The sequence below is a fragment of the Hyphococcus aureus genome (assembly GCF_042643165.1).
Classification (GTDB): domain Bacteria; phylum Pseudomonadota; class Alphaproteobacteria; order Caulobacterales; family Parvularculaceae; genus Hyphococcus; species Hyphococcus aureus.
Genome location: NZ_JBHRSH010000001.1, coordinates 505,319 through 522,589 on the forward strand (window position 1 = coordinate 505,319; position 17,271 = coordinate 522,589).

Genomic DNA, 17,271 nt, shown 5'->3' on the forward strand with positions numbered 1-17,271 from the left:
TTCCCAAGCCGATGAAAGTAAACAAGTCTGATGCGGATAAATGATATTGACGAAACAAATATCAGGGGTTTGGACCTGAATTTATTGCGAGTATTCGACGCTGTGATACGCTTGGGTAGCGTCTCGCGAGCCGCAGAAGAACTCGGCATGACGCAACCGTCAACTAGTGGGCAGCTCGCCAAGCTCCGCGAAGCCCTGAGTGACCCGCTCTTTGTACGTGAAAGTCACGGCGTGGCGCCAACGCCGTTTTCAGAAAACCTTTATCCCTATGTCCGCGACGCGCTTGATACGATCGGGCGAGGCCTCAAAGACGTCCGGCAGTTTGACCCTCAAGCCGACAATCGCACATTCACAATTATCATGACGGATATTGGGGAGACGACAATACTTCCGTCGATCATACGCGCTTTTTCACGCTTCAGTCCGTCGATATCTTTTCGGGCGATCAATCTCCCGACTCATGAAACGCCGGATGCCCTTAAGAGCGGACTTGCCGAACTCGCAATCGCATACATGCCCTATCTCGATATCGGATTTTTTCAGCGCAAACTTTTTTCGACCGATTACATCTGTCTGGCGCGGAACGGCCATCCAGAGGTGGCGAAAGGCGTTTCGATGGCGGCGTTCAAGGCCGCAGGTCACGTTGTCGCGGAAGCGCGCGGCACCGGGCACTTTTACCTGCTCGAACAGAATTTCGACGCGCTCGGCATCGACCGCAGGATAAAGGTGCGGGTTCCGAATTTTATGTCGATCCCTAATATCGTTTCAGGCACGGAGTTGTTAGCCACCGTGCCGCGAGCATTCGGCCTCGCCCTGAAAGACGGGCCGCCAAATTTGCGCGGTCACGAACATCCCATAAGATTGCCTTCGATCGACGTAAAAATGCTGTGGCATGAACGGTTTCACAAGGACCCGGCTCATCGGTGGCTGCGAGAACAGATTTTTTCGGTCGTTCAGAACATCCGCTGGGACGACAGCGTCGAGAAATTTATGGGCGGCGCCAAGAAAAACCAGAAACGACCCGCCGTGGTAAAAAAGGCTAGTGGCGAGAAGGAGAAAAGAACCTGAATGGCGGCTCTAATTGAAAAAACAGGTCGGGCGGCAATTGTTACGGGATCGTCGCGCGGGATCGGCAATGCGATTGCGACTGAATTGGCGAACGCCGGCTATAATGTCGTGATTTCTTCTAGGCGCGCCGCCGCCTGCGAAGCCGCCGCTAATCAGATCAATAAGGAGCAAGGCCGCGTTGTCGCCATTCCATTCGACGCCGACATTGCTGATAAACAGGCGTTGCAAGATCTAGTAGAGGCCGCCGCCGCTACTTTCGGACGACTTGACTGTGTCGTCTGCAATGCCGCTTCCTCGCCCTATTTTGGTCCGCTGCGCGACGCTCCCGATAAGGACTTCGACGCGCTGCTAAAAAATAACATTCTCTCTGCGCACTGGCTTACCCGTTTTTCGGCCCCACATATGGAGCGTATCGGCGGCGGCTCGATCATCTATATCGCTTCAATTGGCGGACTCCGCGCCTATGATCATATCGGCGCTTATTCCGCTTCGAAGGCGGCGATGCTCCAACTGGCGCGCAATTACGCTCGTGAACTGGGCCCGAGCAATATCAGAGTCAATGCAATTTCGCCCGGCGTGATCGAAACCGATTTTTCAAAATCAACGATCGCCAACCCGAAACTGAAGACCGCTTTTGAACGTGAAACCTTTATCGGACGCCTTGGTTTGCCCGAGGACATAGCGCCGATGGCGGTATTTCTGGCCGGCCCGGGCTCCTCTTTTTTAACTGGCCAAAATATTATTATTGACGGCGGAGCATCGGTCTAGCAGCTCCGTTTGTGATCTTAGCCATTAATGCATTGCTGCACTGCGGCAAAGATTTCCAACCCACGGGAATATATTCCTTGCGCGCAGGCGCCGAAACTCAGTCCAGCGGAATACTCGAGATCGATATTCGCCTTCCAGATATCAGTTATGTGAACTCACCTCTTGTGATTTATTTTTAATCCGTACCAATATTATTAACGGCGCAATTACAACAAAACAAAACGCGCCTTAGCTACGCTTTGGTCAGCTACGCTTTGGGAGGATAAAGGTGGAAAAGCCGCAAATGGGGTCTGTTATTAAATTACGTCGTCGGCGCTTGGGGCTTTATATTGCCGGCTCTGTGTTGGTTTATAATTTGGGATCCGGTCTCACGCCAGCGCAAGCACAAGCCACGGACGCGCTTCGTGATTCTATTGTTGTTACCGCAACCAAGAAATCTGAGGCCGAAGATGTGCAAAGTGTGCCGCTTGCGGTGACTGCTTATGGCGAAGCCCAGCTAGACGCCTATTTCGTCAAAGATATATCTGATATCAGCTTTAGCCAACCGAATGTAACACTTGAGAACATTAACTCTGTCGGCGGCGCCTTAAACTTTTCTATTCGTGGTCTGGGCGTAAATAGTTCGATTCCCTCAATCGACCCTGCAGTCGGCGTATTTGTCGATGGCGTTTATCTCGGTATCACGACAGGCGCCACATTCGATACTTTCGACCTCGAGGGCATAGAAATCCTCCGCGGGCCTCAGGGTGTATTGTTTGGCCGCAACGTGACTGGCGGTGCGGTGCTGATCAATACGAAGCGCCCCTCAGATGAATTTGAATTCAAAGCAAAAGGTCAATGGGAAACAGGTTTGAATCAAGTCTACCAGGCAGCCGTTTCCGGTCCGGTGATACCAGGGGTACTGAATGCGAAAATTTCTGGCATGTTCAACGACGACCAGGGCTGGTTCACCAATCTCGCCACTGGAGAAAAGTTTAACCCGGGCCAGTCATTTTCAATCCGGCCTTCAGTAGAGCTGACGCTCGGCGATTCCTTTGACCTTTACGTCCGCTATGAACATGGCGAAACGGAAGACGGCCATGGCGTTGGACAAAACCGTGCGCTCTATGATCGCGAGACATTCGATCTTGAAATCGGCAACCCGGGCTTCTTAAGCCAAGAATGGGACATGGTGACTGCGGAAGCAAATCTGGATGTCGCCTTTGGCGACGGCACGATTACCAATATATTCGGATGGCGCCGATTTAACTCCCGTTCGATTTTCGACCCCGACAGCACCGCCGTCGATTATTTTAAGTTCGGCGAATACACTGAGCAAGACCAGATCAGTAACGAACTGCGATATGCTGGGACGTTTAGCGACGTCGTGGAACTGACACTTGGGCTTTACTATTTCAGTCAGGATGTTCTTTACGAGGAGGTCCGATTTCTTTTTCAGGACCCGATACTTGCGCCAGGACAAGCCATGGGAACGATCCCGGGACCGCTTTCGTTTTACGGCGGCGGCATTCAGGATCATAAGACCTATGGCGTATTCGGCCATGTTGATGTTGCTTTGACCCCAACCTTGTCTCTTCTTTTGGGCCTGCGATATTCTTATGAAGAAAAGAGCGTCAACATCGCAACAATCTTACCGGGGCCACCGTCTCCGAATGACTTCGACATCCCACCGGGCGCGTGCAACCTCCCAGCTGGCGATTGCGTATTCAACGTCAATGCCGACCCCGCCTTCGATCCCGAAGAGGATTTCTCGGCGCTGAGCCCGAAGATCGGTTTCCAGTGGAACTTTCATGAAAACGCGCAAACCTATTTTCACTGGTCGCGCGGCAACCGGTCGGGCGGTTACAACCTGCGAAATACGTCGCCCGTGGCGCTGCCGGGTCCGTTCGATCAGGAAACGATTGATGCATTCGAACTGGGCATGAAAACGCAAACCCTCTCGGGCCGCGCCACCTTGAATGCCGCCGTCTATTGGAACACCATCAAGGATATGCAACGGGAAGTTATTTTTCCCGATCCTGTCAGCGGTCTGATCCAGATCATTGCAAACACCGCAGATGCTCGCGTTCGTGGATTCGAAGTCGATGGGCAGTTCTTCGTTACTGATAATTTCGTCCTTACCGGATTTGCCGGTCACACAGACGCCGAATACACCGAGGTGTTGTTTGATATCACCCAGGACGGGTCAGTTGATGACGTTGATCTTAATCTGGAACTGCCTCGCGCACCGAAGTGGACGTTCGGTGTAGGCGCTATCCTGGACCTTCCGGTAAGCGACATTGGCAATGCGACAGCGCGAGTGAACTTTAGTCATCGCGATACGTCATTTTATTCCGACAACAACATTGGCGTGCTGAGCCCGGGAGATATTTTGAACGCATCCATCAGCTTCTCTCCGAATAATGAAAATGTCCGCTTCTCCGTATACGGGAAGAACCTGCTTAATGACGTGACGGAAGGTTCTGAGAATCCGCTTGGGTTTCCGCCGGGTCAACAAGGCACCTATGCGGGTTTAAACAAGGGTCGCGTGATCGGCGGCGAGCTCATGGTTACTTTCTAGGGGGCGCTTCGGCTGCTTCCTTAGCTTATTTATATGCCGCCGCCCAGCACGCGATATGGGACGGCGACAGCGCCAAACAACGGAAATGTGAATGCTACGAGACAATTTACGCCGCTGCGCAGCGCATTACCCGGATAAGATTGCCTTTTATCAGGGCGAACGCACCATTACGTGGTCGGAGATATATCGCCGGTCCCTCGCCCTCGCCGGCGCCCTTCAGGCGCGCGGTGTCCAGCCAGGCGATCGCGTTGCCATTCTGTCCAAAGAATGCATAGAGATATATGAGCACTTTTTCGCCTGTATGATCGTCGGCGCAGTCCGCGTAGGCGTAAACTGGCGGTACAGCGCGCGCGAAATGCTCCATGTCCTGAAGAACAGCAGCGTCACAGTCTGCGTTATTCAAGACGCGTGCCGACCGTTAATCGAGCCCCGCAGCGACGAGTTGAAAGCATTGTCCCTCGATGTCATCGGGCTCGGCGGTGATCATGGCTACGACGTGGATTACGAGTTCCTTATCAAGAATGCTCCGGATTTCATCACGACTGAATTCGCCGAAGAGGCGCCTCTTCTGCACACATATACGTCGGGCGCCACGGCGCATCCCAAAGCCGTTATCCTGTCCCACAAAGCGATCCTTACTGAAATCACCTACGCGCCCCACTATTACGGCATATCCGCGAACGACCGGTACTATATGCCTGCGCAATCGGCGTGGGTCGCCGTTGCCGGCGGCATATTTGGCCTTGCGGCCGGTTCGGGAACAATTATTCCGACGGACGTATTCGACGTTGCGAGTTGTGTTGACGACATCAACAGGCACAAAGCAACGGTCGCGCTGTTCGTTCCAGCAATGATACCGACGGTACTCGATTATCTTCAGGATAACGACCTCGCACTCCCTTCTCTGCGAACGATTGCTTATGGATCTGCCCCGGCGACGCCGGCGTTGATACGGCGCACTGTCGATACCCTGGGCGTTAATCTCGTTCAACTTTACGGGATGACCGAGTGCGTTGCCTGGGCCTGCTTTCTCCAACCGGACGACCACAAACGGGCCCTCGCCGGCGAGGAACACATTTTGCGTTCGTCTGGCCGGTTTGCGGCGTTCGTCGACTACAAAATCTGCAACGACGATGGCGAGGCGCTTCCCATGGACGAGGCGGGCGTTATCTACCTCAAAGGCGATACGATTATGAGCGGCTACCTCAACCAGCCGGAAGAAACGGCGGACGTGTTGAGCGCCGATGGCTGGTTGAAAACAAACGACATCGGCCGCGTTGACGAGAACGGGTATGTATATCTTCTTGACCGCCGTAACTTTCTCATCAATACCGGCGGCGTAAATGTCTTTCCCGCGCAGGTTGAGGCGGTGCTTGCCGAAATCGAAATTGTTGCTGAATCGTCCGTCGTTGGCGTTCCCCATCCGCGCTGGGACGAAGCCGTTGTCGCCGCTGTTGTTTTGCGAAAGGGGATTCAGTTGAACGAGACGGACTGTATCACTGCGCTAAACGCTCATTGCTTCGAAAATCTTAGCAAGCAGGAATGCCCGAAGCATTTTATCTTCATGGATGAATTGCCGCGCACCATCACTGGAAAATTGCAAAAACGCGATCTCAAAACATATATTTCCGACAATGTCGCGCTTCCATGGGATCAATAATACTGTTTCTAAATTGTGCAGGGTTTTATTTCTTTATGTTAAGTGCAATGACATTCAACACTATTCGCACTGTCGTGTGATGAATAGGTTGCTCCTTGCGCTCGCCTCCCTGGCTTGGCGGGGCCGCCCCCGATGACGCCTTCTCTGGACGGCAGCGAACCGAAAACGATAGCCGTGACCTCATTTGACGGGTGTACGCTTGTGGCCAATCTGTTTGGCCGCATGGATAAAGGCGCGATCATTCTTTCGCCGGGCGGCGGCCAGACACGCCACGCATGGTCTGGCGCCGCAATCGCCTTCGCACGAGAGGGTCATTTTGTTCTCTGCGCCGATTTGCGCGGACACGGAGACAGCGACCGCGCGCCGGACGGGGCCTATTCTTATCACGATTACGCGCAGGATGCGCTCGTTCTCAGCGACTGGGTGGAAAGCCAAACCGGGGTCAAGCCACATTTCATCGGCGCGTCGCTCGGCGGCGTCGCCGCACTCATGGCAGCGGGCAAAATCCGTCAAGACGGATTTGCCTCTCTCACGCTTGTTGATGTCGCCCCAAAGATCAGCGAACACGGGTTCGGCTTGATTCGAAATTTCATGCTCGACACCGCAAAAAACGGATTTGAAAATGTAAGCGAGGCAGCCGCTTTCCTTTCAAAACACTTTCCACGACCTAACGCCGAAAATCGGTCGTCGGGCGGATCCAGCGGTTTGCAGAAGAATTTGCGTCAGGGCGAAGACGGGAGGTGGAGATGGCATTGGGATCCGGCTTTTGTCGAAACGCTTTACCTGGAGCCCGAGGAATTTGAGCGCGAACTGACTGAAGCGGCAAAGAATCTGATTATTCCTGTTCATTTCATGCGCGCCGGAAACAGTGAACTTGTCACCCAAGAGGCTGCGGCGCATTTCCGCGATATTGCACCCCATATCTATTTTACGGAGATAAAGGGCGCTCAGCACATGGTTACCGGTGATCAGAACGACATTTTCGTCAATGCGGCGCTTGAATATCTCGCACGCCCCGAACTACGCCGCACCCCCGCGGGAAAATAGTGCGTGATGCAAAAAAGTAGGAGCCGGTTATTTGCAAAGTCACGCGACAATTTAATAATTCATAGCAATTAATCGATTCCGGTTATTCGCACTTTGCCCTAGCTGGCCCGCGCTTCAAGCGCCGGGCAGACCGAAAATTCCAATACCGCTTACGTTTTCATGCGGAAAGCCGCCGAGATTATGGGTCAATCCGAGCGTCGGACTGTTTAATTGCCTCTCGCCGGCCCTGCCGAGCAATTGCATATAAACTTCATACGCCATCCGCAGCCCCGACGCGCCGATCGGATGACCGAAACACTTAAGTCCGCCGTCAACCTGACAGGGAACCCCTCCTTCACGGTCGTAAAAGCCGTCAAGCACATCAGCGACCGCCGCCGCCTCGTCGGAAAGGAACAGGTCTTCCATGGTCACAAGCTCTGTAATTGAAAAACAATCGTGCACCTCGATGAGACTGAGCGCTTCGCGCGGATTTTCAACGCCCGCTTCGGCATAAGCGCGTTTGGCGGCGATGCGCGTTGTAATTATGCTGGCCCCATCCCAGGAGGAATGTGAGGCCTCAAGACCATTCGACACGGCCAGCTGCAACGCCTTGACCATCACGGATTCCTGTTTTTTTCCAAGACCAGCCGCCACATCCGGCGTGGTGACAATCGCACAAGCCGCGCCATCGCTGACGCCGCAGCAATCAAATAGCCCAAGCGGCGCTGCGATCATCGGCGCCTTCATAATCGTATCCATATCCACGCGCCGACGCAGATGCGCTTTCGGATTGACGGCCCCATTCTCGTGGCTTTTCCATGACACATGAGCCATAGCGCGTTTCAGGTCAGAAGCGTTGACGTCGTGCTTGGCGCCATAGGCGGCGGCAAGCTGCGCAAAACCGCCGGGCGCGCTCATGGACGGCGCAAACAGGCTCGCGCGCGGTCCAAAATCGAATTCAGGCAAACCGCCAAATCCGGTATCCTTCAGTTTTTCAACGCCAATCGCGAGCGCAATGCGCGCGGCTCCCGACGCTACGGCATAAACAGCGCCGCGTAGCGCCTCCGTTCCAGTGGCGCAGGCATTCTCCACCCTTGTCACCGGAATATTCTGCAACCGCAACGCGACTGATGCCGGCGTCGCCGTCGGACCCATGCCAAGATCAGGCATTGCATGGCCCAGCCAGGCCGCGTCAATCTCGCTGGTTTCAATGCCGGCGTCCGCTCTGGCCTCGTTGAAAGCTTCAAGCATGAGGTCTTGCGCGTCGCAATCAAAGCGCTCGCCAAACTTGCTGCAACCCATGCCGATGATGGCGACCTTGTCGCGAATTCCGCTTGTCACTTTTTATCTCCATTACGCGGCGCATCGGCGGCCTTTGCTTTCCAGCTATAGCGATGAAACTTCCGATATTGATCGAAATCCTGAATGCGGTAGACCATACTTACTTCACTACCTACTGGCAGTTCATCCGGCGCGCTCGTAAAGTTCATGATCATGCGCGCGCCGCTGGCGAATTCCACCATGCCGTATCGGTTCGGCGGGTTGCGCGAAAATCCTAGCCAGTCTGTCGTCACGGTCTTTACAACCGCCGGCTCGTTCGCCAGCGCATGGTCCGCCTGCTCACCCTCATGGCGGCAATTCGGATTGACACAGATCTTCGCTTTCGGAAATTGCACCGTTTCGCATTTTTCACACTTTCCGGCTATCAGCCGGGCAACCTCCTTGGCATGACGATAAGCGGCGCTAAGCGCTGTTTTCCGGTCGGTTTCCGCGCGTGGTCCGAAATCCGCTTCCAATTGCCCGTTAAAAGTCAAATACCGTATGAACGGCATATCTACCTGCTGGCCGTTCTCCGCGATGGCGCGAACCCCTGGCCGATCGCCAATCGACTCGATCGCCGGCATAGTTTCCAATACGATGACCTCACAGCCCTGACCGAAACCAGCCAAAAGAATTTTCTCGCCCGCCCGCGCCGTGCAAAGCGTATCGGCTAGCATAAGAAGAGGGTGGGCTGCGCCCGCTTCGCCGATTACGTCCTGTAAGTCGTCACATACCGCGTCATCCCGAATATCTATCGCTTTCGCCAGACCGGCGGCAGCTCCGCGGATTGCTGAGGGAAATATGAAATGGTCTATGTCACCTGCAGCGACACCAGCGGCCTCCAACGCGCCTATAAGTACCGGCAGTGCAATTTTTCGGTATCCCTCATCCCGAATCCACCGCTCCTCCCAGCCGTATTCATATGCCGCATCAGCGCGGCGAAAGTGATCGACAAAATCGATGGTTGAAACCCGGTGCGCCACCACGCGTGCGATGACGTTTTCACTACCCAATACAAAAGCCGCTGCTGCGTCTCCGCTCGTCATTTCCACAACGCTGCCAGGCCGTCCGCGCCGACGCTCGGCGGCGACGCATAAAACATCATTCGATGCTCCGTCAGCCACGCACATACGTTCCGCAACACGAAATGCAGATACGCCGGCGCGTTGTGTATTGGCGATATCCACGGCCTGAATCGAATCGCAAAGACCGGCCGCAGAAGCAATCACTGAAGCATTTAACCGGTCCGCAAACGGGAACGTTGTCGAAGCGGTAACGATCGCAGCGACTTTCTCAAGCCCGGCGATGGCGCCGCAATCACGCACGGCCTCAACGCCAATCGTAATCACATCCTCATCAAAATCGCATATCGCGCGAACGCCGCGCCGGTATCCGTTCAGGGCCGGATTAATCCACCCGACTTCATTCGCCATCGCTTTTCGCTGCAAGCGCATTGACGGAATGTAGATCCCAAAGGCGGTGATTCCCGTTATTTCGTCACCTTTAGCCATAATTGTAGTCCATACTCCGATGCGTCTTGCACTCAACGCCTGCTATGCGACGCAAAAAGCAATATCAATTTCACCAGTCGCCACCACCACGTCATCATCCTGGCGCGTCGCGGCAAGCGCACAAGTCAAGATCATTGCGCCATCCGACGCTTGCCTATCCGTAACCTTGCCGGTGCAAACAAGATTGTCACCCACATTGGTCATGGCCCGGAACTGGGTTTTAATCCGGCGAATAGCGCCTGCCGGCGCATACTCAGTTCCGATTTTCGCAAGATAACCCATGACGAACATGCCGTGAACGATAACGTCGGGCAACCCCGCCTTGTTTCGGGCGAAGTCAATATCGGTATGAATTGGATTGAGGTCCGACGAACCTGCTGCATAAAGAGCGATAGTGTGACGCGAAATCGGACCCGTTTGAACGGTCGGAAGCGCATCGCCAACCTGTAGCGATCCGAGATGTTCCGTCTGATCACTCATTATTTGCGCCTCCCCTATTATCCGCGGTTCCGGATGACGAAAGTGCACCGGTCGCTGCCCGCAAACCGGTCATTTTCATCATGATACAGAATTTCGGTAACGACAAACTCAAGCGCGCCGTCCTTCTTATCGAAAATGTCGACGATTTTCTTCACACCCCGCAAGGTTTCACCGGCGCAGAGGGGACGTTCCAGAATGAACTCCTGCTCGCCATGCAGAAGTTTGGCGAGATCAATACTGAGTTCATTGAAAAGGCCATATGTCAGGTCGTCTCGCGTCCCAAGACGAATCAAATATGTCGGCAAGGCGACAATGGACGGGTATCCCTCAGCACGCGCGACGGCCTCGTCGCTGTAAATTGAATGTTTCTCGCCCAGCGCCTTGGCGAACAGCTCCATCTGTCCTTTCTCTAGGGTGGTGTCGAATGGCTCCATTTCGAAGCCGATAAAGGAACGGTCGATCATACTCTTGCGCTATCGTTATCGGGCAGCGACGGCGGCGCCCATGGCTTCCCCGAATGGCGCGAACGCCTCGGCGATGTTCCGTGGATGGGTCGCATCGGAAAACTCTGCAATCGCATCAATATTTTTGGCGATATCGTCAGGCGCTATTACTCCTTTGAGAGCGATGCCGCGGCTTCGCTCCCATCGCAGCTTGCCGAACCAGCCGGCGCCGGCTTCGAAAAGACCTCCGGTCTGTGTGCTGACTTCACTGCAAAGATATCCTACCAGCGGACTGACATATTCCGGGCGCAATGCAGCAGTTTGTTCTCGGCTGATGACGGTGTCAGTAAGCCGCGAGGCGGCGGCCGGCGCAACCGTGTTTACAAGAATATTGCGTTTTTGCCCTTCGATCGCGAGGGCTTGCGTCATGCCATGAAGCGCCAACTTCGCCGAGCTGTAATTGACCTGCCCGAAATTCCCGTAAATGCCGGCTGCTGACGCAGTATTAACGATCCGCCCGAAGTTTTGTTCGCGCATATGTGGCCATGCCGCCCGATTGACTTTGAAGGCGCCGTTCAAATGCACGTTAACGATATCGAACCAGTCATCTTGGCTCATTTTGTGAAATGACGTGTCGCGCAGAAATCCGGCGTTGTTCACCACGATGTCTAATCGCCCGAACGCATCCATTGCCGTCTCGACGAGGCGGGCGCCATGTTCAACTGAATCGGCATTTGCAACCGACTCTCCGCCTGCAGTCTTTATCTCATCAACCACTGCATCGGCGGGCGACTTGTCGGCGCCTTCGCCCTTGGCGGTCGTGCCGTAGTCATTGACAACGACTCGTGCCCCAAGCTTAGCGAACATCAACGCGTGCGACTTTCCAAGACCATTACCCGCACCCGTGATCAGTGCAACCTTTCCATCAAACGACACCAAACTGAATCTCCTCATGTGCATGCTTTTGATTGGCGTCGCGAAACAGGCTCGCGACGCCAATTCTAACTTTTTGGATATCCGCCTCAGCTTCGAAGCTTATAGTGCTACCTTCACGGACGCTCCCAATACGCGCCCCTTATTTAAAGGCGAATGGCTACCATTTGTGGACCCGGGGGGGAATGGTGTTTGCGAATCCGAACCCTCCGTAATCTCGTCGAGCAGATTGTCGCCATATATGGAGAAACGGAGCCCGCCAGCGTTTGTCGTGAAAGACAAGGACGCATCCAACATATCACCGCCACTCAGGATTCCGCGATTATTATCCGTAAACGCCTGGCTGTCGCGATGACTGAAATTAGCGCGCGCTGTCAAAAATCCCGCATTGCCGATATCATGGTCATAAACGAATCCTATATTGTAAGTCAGCTTTGGAACGCGCGGCAGCGCCAGCGCCAGGTCCGTCTCATTCACCACCCCGTCGCCGCTGATATCAAAGAGAATGTCGGTATACTCTGCGTTAAGGTGGCCGACTGAAGCATTAAGAACCAGCCCCTCCACAGGTGAATACTGCGTTTCAAACTCGAATCCGAATATCTCCGCGTCCGCAGTATTGGTGATGATCTGGATCGTCCCCAGAATCGGGTCTGACAACAGGACCTCACGTTGCATATCCGAAATGCTAGTGTGAAATATCGCAGCATTGAATATCGCCCCGGGCAAGGGCTCCGATTTGAATCCGACCTCGAAACTGTCGACTTGCTCCTCATCGAACGGACCGGGCGACGCCGTCGGCACAGTGTTTCGCAGATTATATCCACCGGATCGGAAGCCGCGGCTCCAATGACCATAAAGCCGTGCATTATCTGCAAGCGAATACCTCAAGCCGATCTTCGGAGATAAATTGCTCCAATCTTCCTCGGGGTCGAATGTGGGATCAGCGTTTAAATTGAAGAAACAATCGTCCGCGTGGATATTACAGGCCCCCATTGGGATGCTCCGCAAATCCGGCGAAGCAGGCCCCGGCACGATCGTAGCCAATTGTACATCCTTTTCTTCGCGGCTCCAGCGCAAACCAAGGTCGAGCGTGAGCGCGGACGAAAGTTCAATAGCCGCCTGTCCAAAAACGCCGAGGACTTGATGGTTCTGGATGCCGCCGCCGTAGAAGGAAAAAGGTCCGGGCACGGCCCCTACCGCCTGCGCTGGAGCGAGGCTGGGATCCTGGAACAAAAAGCGCGTTTCCTGATACTTCAGTTCCTGATCGAACCAGAACCCCCCAAGGGTGAAATTGACACGATCGAAGAACCGGCCTGAGTATCGAAGTTCGTTGCTAAACTGCTCCTGCTCGGTGATTTCCCCGAAAAGCAACAAGTTCAAGGTCGTGGCGTCAAAATCACTTTGCGATGCTGAGCTATATTGACGCCAGCCAAAGATATTGGTGATGACGCCGTCCCCGAACGGGACATCAATATTGGCCTCCGCGCTCACCTGGTCCCATTCGTGGTCCATGAACCCAGGCTCGTCCGTCGTTACGTCGTCGGTGCCCCGTTCGAACAAGGCCCTGTTTTGCGCAATTGTTCCGTGACCTTCGGATTCTCCATGTTCATAGCGCACGATAAATTCAGCATTCTCGCTGGGTGTGAATTCGATAACCGGACGTACAACAATTGTTTCCACTTCGCCCAGCTTGGATCCATCAAGCTCGTTTGCCCAAAAGCCTTCATCATTATTGTAATAGGCGGCAATTTTCGCTTTCAGAACCCCAGGAACGATCGGCCCCGAAACAGATGCCTGGTACACCTGATTCAAGCCAGTTTCCCACGCGCCCTGCGCGCTTGCCTCGAACTCATCCGTCGGGCGTCTCGTCCGGATCAACACCGCACCGCCCGTCACATTTCGACCAAAGAGAACCCCTTGCGGGCCACGCAGAATTTCAATGGCTTCGAGGTCAAACGTATCGAAAAGCAGTCCGGCCGTCATGCCAAGATACACGCCATCGACAAACACGCCGACCGTCGGGTCAATGGAAGGAATTGAACTGTTTATGCCTAATCCGCGGATAGAAAAATTTGCAGTTCCTTGAATTGACCCGACATCCTCGAGCGACACGTTTGGTTGACTATAGCTCAGGGATTCCAGATCACGCACCCGCAGCGCTTCAAGCTGTTCTGCGCCATAAGCAGTGATAGCGATAGGCGCGTCCTGTGCGGCGACGCCGCCGACCTGTTTGGTGGCCGTTACGATAATTTGATCCTTCAACGCATCTGAAGCGCGCTGCGCATGCGCAGTCGCCACAAAGGCGATTGTCGAAATCGATACCGACGCCAGAAACGGCGCTGCCCTTTTGTGCCAAAGCATGACTATCCCTCCCGATTGTCTTTTTTAAAGTTCTGAACGCCGCGCCAAGAATTCATTGTGCAAAATCGAGCCTTGCTGCGTCGCACAATAATGACACTTCTCAGGCGACTTCAGTTGATAATCACGCGCATTTACAGCCTGCGGCAACACGCCAACATCAATAGATGATATCAGGTTTTCGTATATCCAATTTATCAGCGAGCAATTACTAATTCGATCAAAGAAACCGCGCACAAAAAGACAACGATAAATTGTCTTGGGAGAATCCATAAGATGCTAAACCGCCCGTCGACCAGCCCAAAAAGAACACTCGACACAATTGCTGAATCACAACGGCTGATGGTTCGCGGCCAGGATGTCGCCTGGATGCTGGACCGTTGGGCGGAGCGAACGCCGGAGAAGATTTTTCTGGTTTGGGAGCCGTTCGAAGGCGATCCGAAACGCTGGACCTATGCCGAAATGCAGGAGAGTGCTGATCGTTTCGCAGCGGCGCTACTGGAGCGCGGCATTGCCGCCGGCGACCGATTGCTGGTGCATATGGAAAACTGTCCGGAATTTCTGATAGCAGTTTTCGCCTGCGCCCGCATTGGCGCCATCGCGGTTACAACAAACACCAGATCCGTTGCGCGCGATATTGCATATTATGTCGACGAAGCCGGCATTACAGCCGCGATCACTCAACCTGCATTTGCATCGCTGATCGCTGATGCAGCGCCCAGCCTGAATTTCATAATCGTCACCGAGGATGATTCCGGCGCCGCGGCGCCCGAATTTGATATGTCTGATTACATCTCGTTCGACACCTGCCTTTCACCGCGTCCGGCGCCACCAAAACGTGCGCCGGACGCTAGCACGGATTTTCTCATTCAATTCACGTCCGGTACAACCTCTCGGCCGAAACCAGTGCTTCTCACCCACGGTAATTTTATATGGGGCGCGCAAATGAATGCACGGAACTTTCTAGTTTCAACTGACGACATCGCCCTTGTCTTCTCTCCCCTATTCCACATCAACGCCGTTTCCTATTCCACGATGACAACTTTGTGGGTAGGCGGCACAATCGTCTTGCAACCGCGCCTTTCGGTTTCGCGTTTTTGGGACGTATCGATCCGGAACAAATGCACTTGGACATTTGTGATCCCATTCCTTGTATATCCTCTGATGCAACGCGATGTGCCGGAAAACCATGACTACCGTTTCTGGATGATCGGTGGTTATTCAACGCCGCTTTGCCAGAAATTTGGCGTCGACGTGGTTTGCGCATGGGGCATGACGGAAACAATCACACAGGGGATTATTTCAAACTTTCATCAGCCCCCGCCCGAAGGATCCATCGGCAGGTCGGCGCCCTGCTACGATATCGAAGTGCGCGACAAAGAAGGTAAACCGGTCGGACCCGGCGAACAGGGAACGCTTTTTGTGCGAGGCGTGCCCGGGGTTTCTTTGTTCAAGGAATATTTTAACGATCCCGAAGCAACCCGCGACGCTGTTGATGATGAAGGCTGGCTGAAGACCGGCGACACGATTTCCATCGACCCGGACGGATATCTCTACTTCCTCGGGCGCGACAAGGATATGCTGAAAGTCGGCGCGGAGAACGTTGCATCGTCGGAAATCGAAACTGTTATAATGAAAACAGGTCTCATTGAAGAATGTGCGGTTGTCGGCCGCAAGCATTATATGCTCGATGAAGTGCCGGTTGTTTTTGTAATCCCAAAACCCGGCGATAAGGATGAAATTCGCGATGGCATTATTGCCGCATGCAAACGCGATCTCGCGGACTTCAAAGTCGTTAAGGAAGTCATTTTCGTTGAAGAATTTCCGCGGGCGACCCTCGACAAGATCGTTAAACCGAAATTACGCGAACTGTTGAAGCCCATCGGGCCGGACAACGATTACGGTAAATAGCATCAGACGCCGAAAGGCGTGCCATCCCTTCAAATAATTTAAACTCAAGGCTTGAAACATGCGTAATTTCACCGACGAACAAACCTCTTTCCGCACTTCGTTTCGGCGCTTTCTCGAGCGCGAAGTGGCGCCGAATATGAAAACCTATCGAGACGAGGGCATCGTCGATCGCGAAATTTACCGCAAGGCGGGCGAGAACGGATTTCTTTTGATTTGGGCCGATGAAGACTTAGGCGGCGTCGGCGATTCCGACTTTCGCTATGAGCAGATCATTATGGAGGAAATGGCGCGTGCGGACTGCGGGGAGTGGTTTCCGACGCTGCACAGCCGGATGGTCGCGCCCTATCTGAAACGGTTCGGTTCGCCGGAACAGCAAGCGCGATTCCTGCCAAAATGCGTGACCGGCGAATCCATTTTGGCCGTCGCCATGACCGAACCAGACGCCGGAAGCGATTTGTCAGGCATGAAAAGCATCGTCGAGGACGCAGGCGACCATTTTGTGCTTAATGGGTCCAAAATTTATATTTCAAACGGGATCAATGCCGATCTCGTTATCGTGGCGGCGAAATCAGGCGGCGCTGAAAATCCTCATTCCATGGCGCTGCTCTGTGTGGAGCGCGGCATGGAGGGATTTCGCCGCGGTCGGAACCTCGACAAGATGGGCCTTGTCGCGCAGGACACCGCCGAACTGTTTTTCGACAACGTGAAGGTGCCGAAAGAAAACGTACTTGGCGATCCGACAAAAGGGTTTCACTATCTGATGCAAGGCCTCGTGGAGGAGCGCCTGATTGGATCCGTCAGCTATATGTGCAATGCGCACCGGGCTTTCGATCTGACAAGAAATTATGTGATGGATCGAAAGGCGTTCGGAAAACGCATCGCTGACATGCAAAATACGCAATTCAAGCTCGCCGAATTGCATGCCCAGCTTCAGGCGGTTCAATGCTATCTCGACAATTGCGTTGCGAAGCACAATGCCGGCGAATTATCGCCGCCGGAAGCTGCAGCGCTAAAGCTGGTGACCAGTGAACTCGAGTGGCGGGTCGTCGACGATGGGGTTCAGCTACACGGCGGCGCCGGCTACATGCGAGAATTTGAAATTTGCCGGCGGTTTACAGACGCCCGCATCAACAGAATTCTTGCAGGCAGTTCTGAAATCATGAAACTGATTATTGGGCGCGATATTTTTTCGGAGAACTATCAACCGTTTCTCTCCTGAAATCGCCGCGACGG

Annotated in this window: 13 protein-coding genes; 7 read left to right on the top strand and 6 right to left on the bottom strand. The window is 54.0% G+C overall.

What is annotated here, in order from left to right:
• The first annotated feature begins 30 nt into the window (after window positions 1–30).
• From ACFOOP_RS02300 to ACFOOP_RS02320, 5 genes are all read left to right on the top strand, one after another.
• The gene (locus ACFOOP_RS02300) at window positions 31–1,068 is read left to right on the top strand and encodes a LysR family transcriptional regulator (protein WP_379879247.1); all 1,038 of its coding nucleotides are present in this window, start codon (window positions 31–33) and stop codon (window positions 1,066–1,068) included.
• Window positions 1,069–1,836, top strand: a complete 768-nt coding sequence (locus tag ACFOOP_RS02305; RefSeq protein WP_379879248.1) for an SDR family NAD(P)-dependent oxidoreductase — start codon at window positions 1,069–1,071, stop codon at window positions 1,834–1,836.
• Between the two features lie 268 nt (window positions 1,837–2,104).
• Complete coding sequence (locus ACFOOP_RS02310; protein ID WP_379879249.1) at window positions 2,105–4,396, top strand: TonB-dependent receptor; 2,292 nt, start codon at window positions 2,105–2,107, stop codon at window positions 4,394–4,396.
• 91 nt (window positions 4,397–4,487) lie between these two features.
• Complete coding sequence (locus ACFOOP_RS02315; RefSeq protein WP_379879250.1) at window positions 4,488–6,056, top strand: class I adenylate-forming enzyme family protein; 1,569 nt, start codon at window positions 4,488–4,490, stop codon at window positions 6,054–6,056.
• Between the two features lie 132 nt (window positions 6,057–6,188).
• The gene (locus tag ACFOOP_RS02320) at window positions 6,189–7,103 is read left to right on the top strand and encodes an alpha/beta fold hydrolase (protein WP_379879251.1); all 915 of its coding nucleotides are present in this window, start codon (window positions 6,189–6,191) and stop codon (window positions 7,101–7,103) included.
• Window positions 7,104–7,217: 114 nt separating this feature from the next.
• Here the strand turns inward: ACFOOP_RS02320 and ACFOOP_RS02325 are convergent, their stop codons facing one another.
• The 6 genes from ACFOOP_RS02325 to ACFOOP_RS02350 form a co-directional block, all read right to left on the bottom strand.
• Window positions 7,218–8,423, bottom strand: coding sequence for an acetyl-CoA acetyltransferase (locus ACFOOP_RS02325; RefSeq protein ID WP_379879252.1), 1,206 nt, complete (start codon window positions 8,421–8,423; stop codon window positions 7,218–7,220).
• On the bottom strand, window positions 8,420–9,913 hold the full coding sequence (locus ACFOOP_RS02330) for a 3-oxoacyl-[acyl-carrier-protein] synthase III C-terminal domain-containing protein (RefSeq protein ID WP_379879253.1): 1,494 nt from the start codon (window positions 9,911–9,913) through the stop codon (window positions 8,420–8,422). Before ACFOOP_RS02330 ends, ACFOOP_RS02325 begins: the two co-directional genes overlap by 4 nt.
• A 42-nt stretch (window positions 9,914–9,955) precedes the next feature.
• The gene (locus ACFOOP_RS02335) at window positions 9,956–10,393 is read right to left on the bottom strand and encodes a MaoC/PaaZ C-terminal domain-containing protein (RefSeq protein ID WP_379879254.1); all 438 of its coding nucleotides are present in this window, start codon (window positions 10,391–10,393) and stop codon (window positions 9,956–9,958) included.
• 17 nt (window positions 10,394–10,410) lie between these two features.
• Window positions 10,411–10,857 (bottom strand): MaoC family dehydratase N-terminal domain-containing protein, encoded by a 447-nt coding sequence (locus tag ACFOOP_RS02340; protein WP_379879255.1) that lies wholly within the window; start codon window positions 10,855–10,857, stop codon window positions 10,411–10,413.
• Between the two features lie 15 nt (window positions 10,858–10,872).
• Window positions 10,873–11,790 carry an SDR family oxidoreductase gene (locus tag ACFOOP_RS02345; protein ID WP_379879256.1) on the bottom strand — a complete coding sequence of 306 codons (918 nt, stop codon included), beginning with the start codon at window positions 11,788–11,790 and terminating at the stop codon, window positions 10,873–10,875.
• Window positions 11,791–11,871: 81 nt separating this feature from the next.
• Window positions 11,872–14,130 carry a TonB-dependent receptor gene (locus tag ACFOOP_RS02350; protein ID WP_379879257.1) on the bottom strand — a complete coding sequence of 753 codons (2,259 nt, stop codon included), beginning with the start codon at window positions 14,128–14,130 and terminating at the stop codon, window positions 11,872–11,874.
• Window positions 14,131–14,403: 273 nt separating this feature from the next.
• Here ACFOOP_RS02350 and ACFOOP_RS02355 point away from each other — a divergent pair, with 273 nt between their 5' ends.
• Window positions 14,404–16,038 (top strand): class I adenylate-forming enzyme family protein, encoded by a 1,635-nt coding sequence (locus tag ACFOOP_RS02355; RefSeq protein WP_379879258.1) that lies wholly within the window; start codon window positions 14,404–14,406, stop codon window positions 16,036–16,038.
• A 58-nt stretch (window positions 16,039–16,096) separates the two neighbouring features.
• Entirely contained in the window at window positions 16,097–17,257 is a 1,161-nt protein-coding gene (locus ACFOOP_RS02360; RefSeq protein ID WP_379879259.1) for an acyl-CoA dehydrogenase family protein, read from the top strand.
• Window positions 17,258–17,271 lie beyond the last annotated feature (14 nt).